Source organism: Rhodospirillaceae bacterium, assembly GCA_016712715.1.
Taxonomy (GTDB): Bacteria; Pseudomonadota; Alphaproteobacteria; order Dongiales; family Dongiaceae; genus Dongia.
The window spans coordinates 932,946-946,970 of the sequence record JADJQM010000001.1; the positions used below are offsets into that span (position 1 = coordinate 932,946).

12 protein-coding genes and 1 pseudogene are annotated in these 14,025 nt (G+C 60.7%); 1 reads left to right on the top strand and 12 read right to left on the bottom strand.

Going from position 1 to position 14,025, the window contains the following annotated elements; genetic code table 11:
- Positions 1-51 precede the first annotated feature (51 nt).
- From IPK59_04715 to IPK59_04735, 5 genes are all read right to left on the bottom strand, one after another.
- Positions 52-882 carry an ABC transporter permease gene (locus IPK59_04715; protein MBK8158100.1) on the bottom strand — a complete coding sequence of 277 codons (831 nt, stop codon included), beginning with the start codon at positions 880-882 and terminating at the stop codon, positions 52-54.
- A complete protein-coding gene (locus IPK59_04720) occupies positions 879-1,730 on the bottom strand; it encodes an ABC transporter permease (protein ID MBK8158101.1) in 852 nt (283 codons plus the stop codon). Before IPK59_04720 ends, IPK59_04715 begins: the two co-directional genes overlap by 4 nt.
- A 102-nt stretch (positions 1,731-1,832) precedes the next feature.
- Positions 1,833-2,414 carry a hypothetical protein gene (locus IPK59_04725; protein ID MBK8158102.1) on the bottom strand — a complete coding sequence of 194 codons (582 nt, stop codon included), beginning with the start codon at positions 2,412-2,414 and terminating at the stop codon, positions 1,833-1,835.
- Positions 2,362-3,228, bottom strand: a complete 867-nt coding sequence (locus IPK59_04730; protein MBK8158103.1) for a hypothetical protein — start codon at positions 3,226-3,228, stop codon at positions 2,362-2,364. Before IPK59_04730 ends, IPK59_04725 begins: the two co-directional genes overlap by 53 nt.
- Positions 3,225-4,181, bottom strand: coding sequence for an ABC transporter ATP-binding protein (locus IPK59_04735; GenBank protein ID MBK8158104.1), 957 nt, complete (start codon positions 4,179-4,181; stop codon positions 3,225-3,227). The genes IPK59_04730 and IPK59_04735 overlap by 4 nt, the downstream gene beginning before the upstream one ends.
- A gap of 246 nt (positions 4,182-4,427) precedes the next feature.
- Here IPK59_04735 and gltA point away from each other — a divergent pair, with 246 nt between their 5' ends.
- Entirely contained in the window at positions 4,428-5,852 is a 1,425-nt protein-coding gene (gltA, locus tag IPK59_04740) for a citrate (Si)-synthase (GenBank protein ID MBK8158105.1), read from the top strand.
- Positions 5,853-5,918: 66 nt separating this feature from the next.
- Here gltA and gloA read toward each other — a convergent pair whose 3' ends face one another.
- The 7 genes and pseudogenes from gloA to pal form a co-directional block, all read right to left on the bottom strand.
- A complete protein-coding gene (gloA, locus tag IPK59_04745) occupies positions 5,919-6,308 on the bottom strand; it encodes a lactoylglutathione lyase (protein MBK8158106.1) in 390 nt (129 codons plus the stop codon).
- A 38-nt stretch (positions 6,309-6,346) separates the two neighbouring features.
- Positions 6,347-7,708 carry a phosphoglucosamine mutase gene (locus IPK59_04750; protein ID MBK8158107.1) on the bottom strand — a complete coding sequence of 454 codons (1,362 nt, stop codon included), beginning with the start codon at positions 7,706-7,708 and terminating at the stop codon, positions 6,347-6,349.
- Between the two features lie 60 nt (positions 7,709-7,768).
- A pseudogene (folP, locus tag IPK59_04755) lies at positions 7,769-8,802 on the bottom strand (dihydropteroate synthase).
- Positions 8,799-10,742, bottom strand: a complete 1,944-nt coding sequence (gene ftsH, locus IPK59_04760; protein ID MBK8158108.1) for an ATP-dependent zinc metalloprotease FtsH — start codon at positions 10,740-10,742, stop codon at positions 8,799-8,801. Before ftsH ends, folP begins: the two are co-directional and overlap by 4 nt.
- A 108-nt stretch (positions 10,743-10,850) precedes the next feature.
- Complete coding sequence (gene tilS / locus IPK59_04765) at positions 10,851-12,125, bottom strand: tRNA lysidine(34) synthetase TilS (protein MBK8158109.1); 1,275 nt, start codon at positions 12,123-12,125, stop codon at positions 10,851-10,853.
- 86 nt (positions 12,126-12,211) lie between these two features.
- A complete protein-coding gene (gene ybgF / locus IPK59_04770; GenBank protein ID MBK8158110.1) occupies positions 12,212-13,189 on the bottom strand; it encodes a tol-pal system protein YbgF in 978 nt (325 codons plus the stop codon).
- Positions 13,190-13,382: 193 nt separating this feature from the next.
- Positions 13,383-13,871, bottom strand: coding sequence for a peptidoglycan-associated lipoprotein Pal (gene pal / locus IPK59_04775; protein ID MBK8158111.1), 489 nt, complete (start codon positions 13,869-13,871; stop codon positions 13,383-13,385).
- Positions 13,872-14,025: the final 154 nt, after the last annotated feature.

Consider the following 14,025-nt stretch of genomic DNA (forward strand, 5'->3'; position numbering starts at 1 on the left):
TTCTTCATGCTTTCCTCCCAGGGTTAAGAAAAATGCCTCGTTGAACAACTCTCACCTAGCTTTGGCAAAACGGCGCACCATGTAGCCGCCGATCAGCGGCAGCAGGATGGTAATGACAATCATCACGGCACCCAGTGCGTTGATCTCGGGACTGACCGAGGTGCGCAGCATGGCAAAGATCTTTGTCGGCACCGTCTCGATTCCGGGCTTCTTCCAGAACAGGGTCGCGGTAATGTTGTCAAAGCTCAAGGTTGCCGCAAAGAGGAAGCCGCCGACGATGGCCGGCGATATCAACGGCAGGGTCACCTCGAAGAACGTCTGGATACGGTTGGCGCCCAAGGTCCAGGCGGCCTCCTCATAACTCGACCGCAGCCCGACAAGTCGCGCCTGCACCAGCAACACGACATAGGGCAGCGACAGCACGGTATGGCCGAGCAGCAGGACGGCAAAGCTGCGTGGCATGCTGAGGAACTTGAGGAACATCAGCAATGCGACGCCCATCACCACTTCCGGCATCAGCAAGGGCAGCGAGAGGAATGTCTGGATACCTTCCTTGCCGCGGAAGTCATAGCGCACCAGCGCCAGCGCAGCCATAACGCCTATAACGGTGGCCAAGGCCGAAGACGTCGCGGCAAGAATGAGTGAGGTCTTGAAGGCCTCGACTATGGAATCATTGGCAAAGAGTTTGCCAAACCATTGCAAGCTGAACCCCTCCATCGGAAAAGCACCGCTACGCGACGAATTGAACGCGAGCAAGATCACAACGACGATTGGGGCGAACATAAAGATGTAGACAGCGATCGAGCACAACCTCAGCAAAGCCCAGCCAAAGGCCCCCTCCCGCGGCGGGCGAGAATTCGCGCGAGGAGCGGCGGCGCTCATCGCGCGAAACTCCGATAGACGTCCGACAAGTTCATGAACCTGTTGTAGACGGCAATTACCAGGCCCAATGCCAGGAGCATGACGATGGAAAGGACCGCGCCGAATGGCCAATCAAGCTGTGAGATGATGGCTTCGTAGATGAGATCCGGAAAGAACAGGGTGTCCGTGCCGCCCAGCAGGCGCGGCGTCACATAGGACCCTGCGGCGAGGACAAAGCAAAGGAGTGAGCCAGCACCAAGGCCGGGTAGCGACAACGGCAGCGTCACTTCCCTGAAGCTCTGCCAAGGCGTGCAACCCAGTACGCGCGCCGCTGATTCAAGATTGCGGTCGATCCCGTCGAGGCTGACATAGACGTTGATGATCATGTAAGGGAGCATGAAATAGACCAGCCCCATGATCACCGAGAAATCGTTGTAGAGGAGCTTCATCGGCTCATCGATCAGACCCGATCCCACCAGCACCGCGTTGACGAAGCCGTTCTTCCCCAGAACGTTGATCCAGGACATCGTGCGGATGATGTAGGACACCCAGAACGGCAGGAACATCAGGAACAGAAGCAAGCCGCGGTTCCTGATCTGGGCGCGCGCCAGGAAATAGGCCGTGGGATAGCCAAGGAGAATGCAGATTACCGTCGTGATTAGGGCCGTCTTGAAGGTGCTCGCCAGGGCCCGCCAATAGAAGCCGTCGGTGAAGAAATTGACCCAATTGCCAAACTGGAAGGCCGGCACATCCAACCCCTCGGCCGTCCGCAGCCAGAAGGAATAGATCAGCACAAACACCACCGGCGCCACCATCAGCAGCGCCAGCGAGAGAATTGCCGGAGAGAGCAACAAATATGGACGCGCCATCACCCGCGACACAACCAGCCTCACCCATGAGCGACTTCTTATTTGACGCTAGTATGACAGGGATAAAGTCTGAGTGTCCATGGCCGATATGTGGGACGCGGACTATGCCAATACACCACCGCGCGTGGCCTGCCGCCAACGCTGTTGCAGCATGACGCCCAGAACGGTGACCTGAATGATGATCGGGCCGAAACTCCACACCACGTTCTCGCCCGCGACAGGCAGCACCAGGGTGATAAAGTCGACATAACCGGCAAAGATCAGAATGATGCCGATGGGCCAATAAATCAGAGCCAGATAGACCAGCCAGGTTATGTCCGAGCGGTTGCGCCAGCTGCCGAAGCTGAGCCAGAGCAGCACGATCAGATCGCGCGTCATAAACAGCAGCACCAGCACAATCGTCTCGGTGAGGTGGTCGAATGAGAGCAATTGCAGGCGCAGCAGAAGCTCCGACAGACTGCTGGGCCAATCACCCGTTCCCATTGTTGCCAGCGCGGCAAAGCAGAAAGCTGCTGCCAGGAGCACCGCCACATAACTGATCAGCCACCAGGGCAATTCAGCCACTGCCCGGCCCAGGTCCCCCCGGCGCAGGGCCAACAGGCCCGAGCGATATCGGATTGGATCGCGACGATCAGCGAGGGCAGCGAGATAAGTCAAGGCTATCATCGTGACAAGAACCGGCAATGAGGCCCCTACTGCACCGCCCCCCGGCCAAGGCGCGATGGCGGCGGCGAGGACGGCACAAAACACCAGAAAGAGGCTCCACAACCACGGCCAGGCTCGATACTGCAATTCGCTCCGCATCAGGCGGAACACGGCGGCAATGGCCCAGATCACGAAGAGGGTTCCAAGCTGCCCGGATCAACGGCCAGGAATAAGCGCTGTCAAAGACATAACCGGAACCTGGAGAAAAGCTGCTTTCGTCCAGCACCGGCGCCGTTCCAACGCCGCTTACGGCGAGATAGACAACGAGGCCGCAGGTCTGCGCCAGGGTGATGGTCAGGCGGCGGTACTGCACCGTCTTGCGCAAGCGCACCAGGGCAACGGCCAAGGCGACAGCGTGGGCGAGGCAGGCACCGACCAGGACAAGATAGATGCCAAGCCAGAAATTCCCGGCACGTCCCGCCGGAAAGCCAAGCTTGATGCCGGCGAAGATGTAGATCGCCAAGGCAAGAAGCCCGCAATACCAGACGAAGCTGCAACCACCGACAAGCTTGCCCCAGGTCATCGACCAGGCGGAAAGGCCGGACATGCGTTGGGATTCCCAGGTCCCACCGGCGACCTCTTCAGCCAGCGAATCTGCCGCCCGGCGTGGCCCCCACATGCCGAGCACCATGGTTGAAATGAGATTTGCGGCATAGGAAACCTTGTCGTAGTCGCTGACCAGGAAGATGGCATAGGCGATCGTCACGCCGACAATGAAAGCAGCCATCATCCGCTGCCAGCCGAGATGCAGCCACAGGTTTCGCTGGAACTCAGGGTTCAGATCCAGGCTCATTGCGGACCAACCAGTCGCAAGGGCGGTCGCTCTGCCACGGCCTTCATGCGTGCCAGGTAGATGTCCTGCAGGCTGCGCCGCTCGGGCGAGAATGATGCCAATGGCAACCCGGCAGCGAGAACCGCTGCCAGCATTGTCGCGCGTTCGGCGGGATTGGGATCCGACATCACAATGGCCTCGTCAATCCCGCAACTCACCACTTCAACGCCCGCGACGGCAATCAGGCGCAAACGCAGGTCAGGCACCACGCGGGCAAAATCCAGGCGGATTTCGATGCGCCGACCCGTGACTGCCCCCATCGTCGTCAGCGGTGCGTGGTCCACCACCCGTCCCTGCTTCAGCATGAGGATATGGGTCGAGTAGTCTTCCAGTTCCGCCAGGATATGAGACGACACCAGGATGGTCATCCCGTCCCGCGCCAAGGCACGCAAAACCCCGGACAGCCCAATGCGCGCCGATGGATCAAGACCGGCGGCCGGCTCGTCGAGCATCAGAAAGCGCGGCTCGTGCAGAACCGCTTGGGCAATAGCCAGCCGCTGACGCAAGCCGCGCGACAGGGAACCAGCTTTCTGCTCCAGCCGATCAGCGATCTCGAGGCGTTCGGCGGCCGAGTCGACGACGGCTTTGCGTCGCGCGGCAGGCACACCTTGCGAGGCGGCGCGATACGACAGGCATTGCGACACCGTGAGTTCATCATAGAGCCCGAAGAAATCCGGCAGAAACCCCATGCGCCGATGCGCGCCGCGCGGATCTTCGTGAACATCAAGATCATCGAGAAAGACAGAGCCGGAGAAAGGCTGATCGAGAGCGGCGCAGATCCGCATCAAGGTCGACTTCCCGGCGCCGTTAGGCCCGACGAGAGCCGTGATCGAGCCAACGCCAAGCTCAAGCGACACGTTGTCCAAGGCACGATGGCCCGGATAGTCGAAAACCAGGTTTTCAATCCGCAACATGGTTCAAGTCTTGCGGCTTTCGACCAAATTGAAAAGCCCCCCGCTTCCCCCCAGGTGTGTGGGTTTTCCGTTACGGATCAATGGGGAGGCTGGTGCCAACTGGGCGGTAGAATAGTGATTTTACGCCAGATGACAGAAGCGTCACCATCCGTTAACCTTATTGGCATTAGCATCTGCAGCAACACCTGCGGTTTCCCGTTCGCGCGCCCGCGTCGAACGGCCCCGGATTCGACGAAGGGAAGCGATATGGCTGGCAAGACGAGCAAGAAGAAAAACATCGCAGCAAAGGCAAAGACGGTCGCCAAGGTCGCGGCCAAATCGGCCAAGCCGCGCTCAAAGACAGTCGACAGCGGAATCAAACCGTCGGCGCCGAAGGCCTATGCATCGGTTGCCGTCAAAGACAGCCGCAACGGCAAGAATTTCGAACTACCGATCCTCAAGGGCACGGTCGGTCCGGACGTTGTCGACATCCGGAAGCTCTATGGTGAACAGGGCCTGTTCACTTATGACCCCGGCTACGGGTCGACGGGATCCACGCAGTCTGCCATCACCTATATCGATGGCGACGTCGGCGTCCTCACCCATCGCGGCTACAAGATCGAGGACCTCGCGGAAAACAGCGACTTCATGGAAGTCTGCTATCTGCTGCTGGAAGGCGAATTGCCGACCGCCAAGCAGAAGGTCGAGTTCGAGAAGAATATTACCTATCACACGATGCTGCATGAGCAGATCGCCCGCTTCTTTTCAGGCTTCCGCCGCGATGCGCATCCGATGGCGGTCATGGTCGGCGTCGTCGGCGCCCTGTCCGCCTTCTATCACGACAGTACGGATATCCATGACCCGCGCCAGCGCATGATCGCCTCGCACCGACTGATCGCCAAGGTGCCGACCATCGCCGCCATGGCCTATAAATACTCGGTGGGCCAACCCTTCGTTTACCCGCAGAACAACCTGTCCTACGCCGAGAACTTCCTGCGCATGACGTTCGCGGTGCCGGCCGAGGAATACAAGATCGACCCGGTCGTGGCGAAAGCCATGGACAAGATCTTCATCCTCCATGCCGATCACGAGCAGAATGCCTCGACCTCGACGGTGCGCATGGCGGGGTCCTCGGGCGCCAATCCGTTCGCCTGCATTGCGGCCGGGATTGCCTGCCTTTGGGGTCCGGCCCATGGCGGTGCCAATGAGGCCGTCTTGAAAATGCTGGCCGAGATCGGCCACAAGGACAACATCAAGGACTATATCGGGAAGGTTAAGTCGAAGCAGGACAACACACGCCTCATGGGCTTCGGCCATCGCGTCTACAAGAACTATGATCCGCGCGCATCGGTGATGCGGAAATCCTGCCACGAGGTGCTGGATGCCCTGGGCAAGCGCAACGATCCGTTGCTGCAACTCGCCATGGAGTTGGAAAAAATCGCCCTTTCGGACGATTACTTCATCTCGCACAAGCTCTATCCGAACGTCGATTTCTATTCGGGCATCATTCTCCAAGCCATCGGCTTCCCGACCTCGATGTTCACCGTGCTGTTTGCCGTTGCGCGGACCGTGGGCTGGGTCGCGCAATGGAAAGAGATGATCGAAGATCCCACCCAGCGCATCGGCCGCCCGCGCCAGCTTTATACCGGCTATGGCGAGCGACCCTATGTGCCGATGAAGCAGCGGAAATAAAGCTGCTTGGGCCAAGATAAAAGGGCGGCACCACAAAGTGCCGCCCTTCTTTTCATTTAGGCCAGGTTACTTCTGGACCAACTCGATCTTGTATCCATCGGGATCTTCCACGAAGGCGATCACCGAGCCACCATGCGCCATCGGACCGGCTGGGCGCGGAATTTTGACGCCTTCCTTGGCGAGCTTGTCGCAGGTGCCGTAGATATCCTCCACGCCGATCGCAAGATGGCCAAAAGCGGTGCCGATTTCATAGGGTTCCTTGCGACCCCAATTATGCGTGAGCTCGATCACCGCGTGATCGCCCTCGTCACCATAGCCGACAAAGGCCAAGGTGAATTCGCCCGATGGATAGTCCTTGCGGCGCAGCAGCTTCATGCCGAGATGACGCGTGTAGAAGTCGATCGACTTGTCCATATCCATGACGAGGATCATCGTGTGCAGCAAACGGTTGGCCATCTCTTTTCCTCTACGTGGCGATTGTTTCGTGATCTTGATTACCTGGTCGCGGCTTCGACGGCTTCGACAATATCGTCGACGACGCGGGCAACCAGCTTCCTGTCCTCACCCTCCGCCATCACGCGGATGAGAGTCTCGGTGCCGGATTTCCGGATGAGCAGTCGGCCACAGCCGTTGAGCGCCGCCTCGCCGGCCGCAATGGCGTCCTTCACCCGTGCCTGTTCCAGTGGTGGGTTCGCACCCTGCTGGTAGCGCACATTCTTGAGGAGTTGCGGTAACGGCGCAAAGACGCGGCCAGCTTCGCTGGCCGGCCGATCCGCCTTGATCAGAACCGCCAACACCTGCAGGGCGGCCATCAGGCCGTCACCGGTGGTGGCAAAGTCGCTGAGAATGATATGGCCGGATTGCTCGCCGCCGATGTTGAGGCCAAGTCGACGCATCGCCTCCACGACATAGCGATCGCCCACCGAGGTCCGATGCAGTTTGAGGTCAAGCCTTGCCAAATGGCGCTCAAGGCCGAGATTGGACATGACCGTCGCCGCAATGCCATCCCCAGCCAGGCGCCCCGCGCTCTGCCAGCTTTCAGCAATCAGGCCCATCAACTGGTCGCCATCGATGACCGTACCTGTTTCGTCAACCACGATTACCCGGTCGGCGTCACCATCCAAAGCAATGCCGAGATGCGCGCCGCTAGCCCTTACCTGACCGCAGAGGCGTTCGGTATGCACCGCCCCGCAGGCTGCGTTGATATTGGTGCCGTTCGGCTCGTTGGCAATCGCCACCACGTCGGCACCCAACTCCCACAGCACTGTCGGCGCGACCTTGTAGGCGGCACCATTGGCGCAATCGACCACGACACGCATGCCTTCCAGGCTGAGCCCCTTGGGGAAGCTCGACTTCACAAATTCGATGTAGCGACCCTGCGCATCATCGATGCGTTTGGCGCGGCCCAATTGTGCTGACGGCGCCAGCCCTACCGATGCGTCAAAGCCGGCTCCAAACATCCGGCTTTCGATTTCCGCCTCGATATCGTCGGACAGTTTGTAACCATCCGGCCCGAACAGTTTGATGCCATTGTCTTCATAAGGATTGTGCGACGCGGAGATCATGACACCGAGATCGGCCCGCATCGAACGGGTCAGCATGGCCACGGCCGGGGTCGGCAGCGGCCCCAGCAGCATGACGTCCATTCCCATTGAGAGGAAACCGGAGGTCAGCGCTGTTTCCAGCATGTAGCCGGAAAGCCGCGTGTCCTTGCCGATGATGACTCTGTGCCGATGGCCGCCACGCGTGAAATGCGCTCCAGCGGCCAATGACAGGCGCAAGGCGGTCATGGCGATGATCGGCTCGGCATTGGCCAGGCCGCGCACCCCATCTGTGCCGAATAGTTTACGGGTCATGATCTGGCCAGCCTCGAGAATCTCTGCGGTACTTTCACTTTACTGCTTGCAGCCTTCATATCAAACGATCTCAAGGGCAGCCAGCATGGCTCTGGCCTGGAAGGTTTCGGGCACATCATGAACTCGGACGATCTGCACCCCCTGCGCCAGACCCAGGGCGGCAATGGTGACCGACCCGGCCAATCGGTCCTTTGGCGCCTCGCCCCGCGAGAGCCGGCCGATGAAGCTCTTCCTGGAGACGCCCAGCGTAATCGGGCAGCCAAAGCCGTGGAACGCTGCCAGTTCATTCAGGATCAGCAGGTTGTGCGGGTCTTTTTGCCGAAGCCGATACCTGGATCCAGCGAGATTCTGGCGCGGTCGACACCCAGTTCGCCAAGCCGCGACAAGCGGGCAGCGAAATAGTCGATGAGGTCCAGGGTGGCATCCGCGTAGACAGGGTTGGCCTGCATGGTTTGAGGCTCACCCAGCATATGCATGAGAACGATTGCAGCACCCGATCGGGCTGCCACCCGTTCACTGTCCACATCGCCGGTCAGAGCTGTCACATCATTGATGATACGGGCGCCGGCAGTCACGGCCTCTGTCATGACCGCGGCATGGCGCGTATCGACCGAAACACACAGCCCCTTCTCCGCCAGCGCCCGGATCACCGGGATGACGCGCCGCATCTCCTCGTCCACCGAAACCGGTGCCGACCCTGGACGGGTCGATTCGCCACCGATATCGAGAATGTCGGCCCCTGCCCTGGTAAGGGCGACGCCACGCTCGATCGCTGCCTCGGTGTCTGAAAAATCACCGCCATCCGAAAAACTGTCGGGGGTGACATTCACAATGCCCATGAGCAGCGGACGCTTGAGGTCGAAGCCGGCCCAACTCTTTCGCGGCGCCGTAAAGGGTGCCAGCAGAGTTGCCGGGACCTTGGGCAAAAGCACCGGCCGCCGGACACCCGAGCCGTCCGCCCCGCGATCCGCCAGTTCTACGCCCGAAAAGGCAATCGACCCACCCGCGAGGGGCAATCCATGCCCTGCCCCCATGGCGCGTGCGGCCGCCTTCCCGGTCATCAAGCCCGTCGGGATCAGATAAGGCCCGGTCATACTTTCCCCCAGATAACAGAAGCCCCGCTGGTCAAGCGGGGCTTCCGACGGCTTACCGCCCCACCGCTGGTCGGGATCGACGAACGCGGCTTCACTGCGGCAGCTGCACTGCCACCATGCCCGGTATCCTGGCGGATGGTCTCGCCATTCAACAAGGCGCGGACTTCATCACCGGTCAGTGTCTCGAATTCGACCAGCGCCTTGGCTACCGTGTGCAGGCCATCGAGATAGCGCGTCAGCAGCTCACGCGCCTTCTTCTCACCTGTTTCGACGATACGACGAACTTCCTGGTCGATCATCTTCATGGTCTCGCCAGACATGCTCTTGCGCTGCTGCCCCATCGAGTAGCCCAGGAACACTTCCTGCTCACCATCAGAGTACCGCAACGGCCCCAACTTCTCGCTCATGCCGAACTCGGTGACCATGCGGCGGGCCATTTCGGTGGCCTGCAGGATATCGTTCGAGGCTCCCGTATTGAGATGCTCTTCGCCATAGATCAGCTGCTCGGCAATTCGACCGCCAAAGCAGATGGCAATACGGCTTTCCATCCAAGTTTTCGAAATGCTGTAACGGTCCTTTTCCGGCAGCGACATGGTGAGGCCCAACGCACGACCGCGCGGAATGATCGTCACCTTGTGCAGCGGATCTGCCTCCGGCACTTCCAGATTGATGATCGCGTGGCCGGCTTCGTGATAGGCGGTCGCCAGCTTCCCCTCCGGCGACATGACCATCGAACGGCGTTCGCTGCCCATCATCACACGGTCTTTCGCGTGTTCGAAATCGGCCATGGTCACGACACGCTTGCCGAAACGGGCCGCCATCAAGGCCGCTTCATTGACCAGGTTGGCAAGATCCGCACCCGAGAAACCAGGAGTGCCGCGTGCGATGACGCGTGAGTCCACATCGGGACCCAACGGCACCTTGCGCATATGCACTTTCAATATCTGGTCGCGGCCATTGATGTCGGGGTTCGGCACGGTGATCTGCCTGTCGAAGCGACCCGGACGCAGCAAGGCAGGGTCGAGCACGTCAGGACGGTTGGTCGCGGCGATGATGATGACGCCTTCATTGGCATCGAAGCCATCCATCTCGACCAGCATCTGGTTCAAGGTCTGCTCGCGCTCGTCATTGCCGCCGCCAAGACCAGCGCCACGATGACGACCGACCGCGTCGATCTCGTCGATGAAGATGATGCAGGGAGCATTTTTCTTCCCCTGCTCGAACATGTCACGGACTCGGGATGCGCCGACGCCGACGAACATTTCGACGAAATCGGAACCCGAGATCGTGAAGAACGGCACATTGGCCTCGCCGGCGATGGCGCGGGCGAGCAGCGTCTTACCGGTACCCGGAGGGCCGACCAGCAAGCAGCCTTTGGGAATCTTGCCGCCGAGGCGCTGGAACTTTTGCGGGTCCTTCAGAAATTCGACAATCTCCTCCAGCTCCGACTTGGCTTCCTCGATGCCGGCGACGTCTTCGAAAGTCACGCGACCTGTGCGCTCGGTGAGCAGCTTGGCGCGCGATTTGCCGAAGCCCATCGCCTTGCCGCCCTGTCCCTGCATCTGGCGCATGAAGAAAACCCAGATACCGACAATGATGATGAGGGGTGCCCAGCTGATCAAAATCTGCATCAAGGGGCTGGTGCCGTCGTCCTGCGGGGCGGCGGTTATCTTAACACCCTTGGCCGCCAACATCTCGACCAGCTTCGGATCTTCCGGGGCATAGGTCGAGAAAGCCTGCCTGTCATTGGTGTGGCCGGACACTTCGGGGCCGCGGATGGTCACGTCGGCGATCTCGCCTTCGTTTACCTTGTCGAGGAAATCCGAATAAGCGAGCTGGGATTGCTGCGTACGTGACGTGGCGTCGCCGAACATTTGAAAAAGGACAACCAGCAACAAGCCGATCGCCACCCAGATCATCAGGTTTTTACCCCAATTCACAATCTTTATCCCTCGTTAGGTCTCAAGGTCGGTTTTGGGGACTGAGGCTGGCCGGGTACCTGCCGAACACTGCCATCAGTTGGTAAAAATCCGACGCTTCATCCGTACTTAGATAGTGTGCGGCCACCCATACGCAACTGTAAAGCCGCTTGATGTCACTGAATAATGTGGCCGAAAGCGGAATTGCGCACGCAATCCTTCCCCATACGGATCGAAACCGAGATGGGGAACGGCACTGAGACGACCTGTCGCAGCCCAGATTGCCGCCAGCGAGGGTCGAACGAGCGCTGGAATATCCATAGGGTTTGCGCGGAAATGGCCCGTTTGGCCGATCTCGGCTACCCCTCTTTCGCCCAGGACTTCAATCCGACCTGCCGGCCGGTCGCCGGATATCGTCATCAGGAAGCGCCGGTCCCAGATAAACTGCTGAGGTCCTACGATGGCCATGCTGTCAGTGACGGCTGCCGCTTCCCGGCAGATCAACCCCTGCCCCCGCCAAATGGAGATCAGCGTCCCTCCCAGACTGAGACCACATTGCCCAGCAAGTAGCTTCTGGACGGCACGGTCGAGGGGGGCTCGCGCGGGCAAATAATCTCTGCCGGCGATCGTCGCCACGACCTGCCCCAGGGCTCGGTGAAGGATAGCGGGATTGCTGCCCGCCCAGGCCGCGACGTCGATCAAGGCAAACCCGGCGGCGTGAACCGAGACGGATCTGGCGAGGAGGCCGGCCACCTCTCGCTCTGCTTCGCGGCGGGCTTCCCCCCAGGCGAGGATTTCGCCATTGGTCGGCAATGGCCCTTCAATGCCTCTTCGCCAGCGAATTCTCTCATAGTGCTCGTGACGATTGCTGGGATCTTCGAGCCAGCACTGGTGGCGCGACTGGAGATAGGATTTCAACGTCGCACCGGTTACCGGCAGCAGCGGCCGCAGCAAGCGAACACCGCGGCGGGTGCTGACCGAGCTGATACCGGCTGAACCGAATTGGTCGGGACCGCCGCGCGCCCGGCGCATGGCGACCGTCTCGCGCTGGTCATCCTGCTGATGCGCCGTCGCCAGGTGCAGGACCTCGTTTTCTCGGCACCAGGCCCCCATCAGCTCATAGCGCGCCTCGCGCGCTGCCGCCTGGACTGCGGTGCCCGGCTTGATCCCGGTCCAGGCCAGGGTGCGATGATCGATTCCGGCTTTTGCAGCCCATCCAGCAACTGTCCGGGCTTCGTTTGCCGCCTCCGGCCGCAGGCCATGGTCGACAGTAAGGGCCGTCAACTTGCCACCCTGCCCGCGCACCCAATCGGCCAACAACAGCATCAGCGCCATACTGTCGGACCCGCCCGACACGCCAACCGCCACATGTGGCTTTGCTTCGAACGGGCCACAGGCCGCCATCAACGCGCCCATTTGGGCAGTCGTCAGGTCCGGTGGTGCTGGTTCTGAACTATCCCCAAGCGCTGAATCCCCTAAGGCCGGGCTGCCTAGTTGCACTTGTAGCGTTGCTTCGCAGGCGCGGCCCGATCCCGGATCGCCTGCGACGCGTCAGGAAACTGCTTATCGAGCTGCCGGAAAGCGGTGCAGGCATCCGGGTTGCGTCCGGTCTGCCCCAGAGACATGCCGAGTTTCAGCAGATTGTCGGCCGCCTTGGAGCTCTTGGGATATTTCTGATAGCCCTCGGCAAAGGCAACCGCCGCATTCTTGAAATCGCTGCGCACGTAATAGGTCTCGCCGAGCCAGTATTGCGCGTTGCCTGCCAGCGGGTCCTTCGGATGTTCGACGACGAAGGATTTGAGCGCGAGTTCCGCTTCAGCATAAGCACCGCGCTGAACGAGACCGGTTGCATAGTCATATTGCTGTTGCGGCGTATCGCCGGGCAGCACGACTGAGGCGGCGGCGCCTGCCGCAGCTTGTTCGGCGGCGCCAGCGGGCGCCTGGGGCAGATTCTGCATCTGGTCAGTGGACAGGGTCCCCAGGACCCCGGGCTGGGTCGGCTGCGGGGGTGCGCCTGGGTCGACCGGTGCCGCCGGCGCCGCGGTTGCACTTTCGACCGGCATGGTGCCGTCAGCCGCCGCCATGGGCGACGTCGCGGCACCCCCGGCGCTGTTGCGCTCCAACTCTGAGAGGCGGAACTCCGTGTCCTTCTGCATCCGCTCGAACTTGTCGGCGATATCGTTGATCTTGAGTTCCAACTGCTCGATCTGGCCAGTCATCTGGCTCATCTGCTGGTCATATTGCTGGAAGCGGACTTCGGTCTGCGCCGCCAGCGTACCGCCACCGGCCACCGCCGCGCCGCCCTTGGGCATCTGATTTTCGAGGAACGTTACCTGCTGCTTTAACTGTTGCAGCTCGGCGCGCAGATCGTCGACCTCGTCCGCCTGGGCCGCAGCAACCGGCGCAAGGGCCAGCAGGCCGGCGAAGGCGGCAAATTTGATACCTTGGGCAAATGTCACGCGGTTCATCCTCATCGCTCTCGTTCCCGGTTCTCGGCATTGTCCATGGTCGACACCGATCCGGGCGGAATTAAGGCGCAGCCGGGCCAGCTCGGTCACAAAATTGCGAGCTGACAATGCCAAAGGGACTCGGTGAAAAGCAAGCCTGGGCAATCGCTTGCCCAGGCATTGCCGACCCTTTGCCCGAGGACCGATCCGTCGGTCAGGGATTTAACGCGGTGGTGGCGCGGCGGTTCCCCTGCCAGCAGGCTTCGCTGGCTTCACCGCAGAGGGGCTGTTCCTTGCCGAATGAGACGGTCTGGAGGCGCATTGCGTCGACGCCCAGCGCAACCAGGTAGGCCCGCACGGAGTTGGCGCGACGCTCACCCAGGGCCAGATTGTATTCCCGCGTGCCACGCTCATCCGCATGACCCTGGATGACGGCCGTCCGTGCCGGGTATTGCAGAAGCCAAGCGGCCTGCCTCTGCAGCGTCGACTGGGCCTCGGAGGCCAGATCATAGGCATCGGTCGCAAACAGGACCGTATCTCCCACAACCTGGCTGAACTCCAGATCGCTGCCTGGGAGCACGCCCTGGGGCGAATTTTCGACGACTGGCGCTGGGTTTGCCTGGACGGGGTCGGTGGTGGTTTGCACCTTGCCGGCGTCATTTCCGCACGCAGCCAAACCCATCATCGCCGCGGCCGCCATCATGAAGCGCCAGTTGCCGACACTGTTTCGTAGCATTGAGAGTCCCCTCTTTAGGTTGAAAAACATCAACAGAGGTAAACTCGGCGGCAAGTGGGGCGGGATTGCGGCGGAATTCGCACGAAGTCGGGGAAAACACCATTCCCAAAAACAAAAACGC

Excerpts from the sequence above, each read along its gene's own strand:
- IPK59_04715 (MBK8158100.1), bottom strand. The coding sequence starts at position 882 with ATGAGCGCCGCCGCTCCTCGCGCGAATTCTCGCCCGCCGCGGGAGGGG.
- IPK59_04720 (MBK8158101.1), bottom strand. The coding sequence starts at position 1,730 with ATGGCGCGTCCATATTTGTTGCTCTCTCCGGCAATTCTCTCGCTGGCG.
- IPK59_04730 (MBK8158103.1), bottom strand. The coding sequence starts at position 3,228 with ATGAGCCTGGATCTGAACCCTGAGTTCCAGCGAAACCTGTGGCTGCAT.
- IPK59_04735 (MBK8158104.1), bottom strand. The coding sequence starts at position 4,181 with ATGTTGCGGATTGAAAACCTGGTTTTCGACTATCCGGGCCATCGTGCC.
- gltA (MBK8158105.1), top strand. The coding sequence starts at position 4,428 with ATGGCTGGCAAGACGAGCAAGAAGAAAAACATCGCAGCAAAGGCAAAG.
- gloA (MBK8158106.1), bottom strand. The coding sequence starts at position 6,308 with ATGGCCAACCGTTTGCTGCACACGATGATCCTCGTCATGGATATGGAC.
- IPK59_04750 (MBK8158107.1), bottom strand. The coding sequence starts at position 7,708 with ATGACCCGTAAACTATTCGGCACAGATGGGGTGCGCGGCCTGGCCAAT.
- tilS (MBK8158109.1), bottom strand. The coding sequence starts at position 12,125 with ATGGCGGCCTGTGGCCCGTTCGAAGCAAAGCCACATGTGGCGGTTGGC.
- ybgF (MBK8158110.1), bottom strand. The coding sequence starts at position 13,189 with ATGAACCGCGTGACATTTGCCCAAGGTATCAAATTTGCCGCCTTCGCC.
- pal (MBK8158111.1), bottom strand. The coding sequence starts at position 13,871 with ATGATGGCGGCCGCGGCGATGATGGGTTTGGCTGCGTGCGGAAATGAC.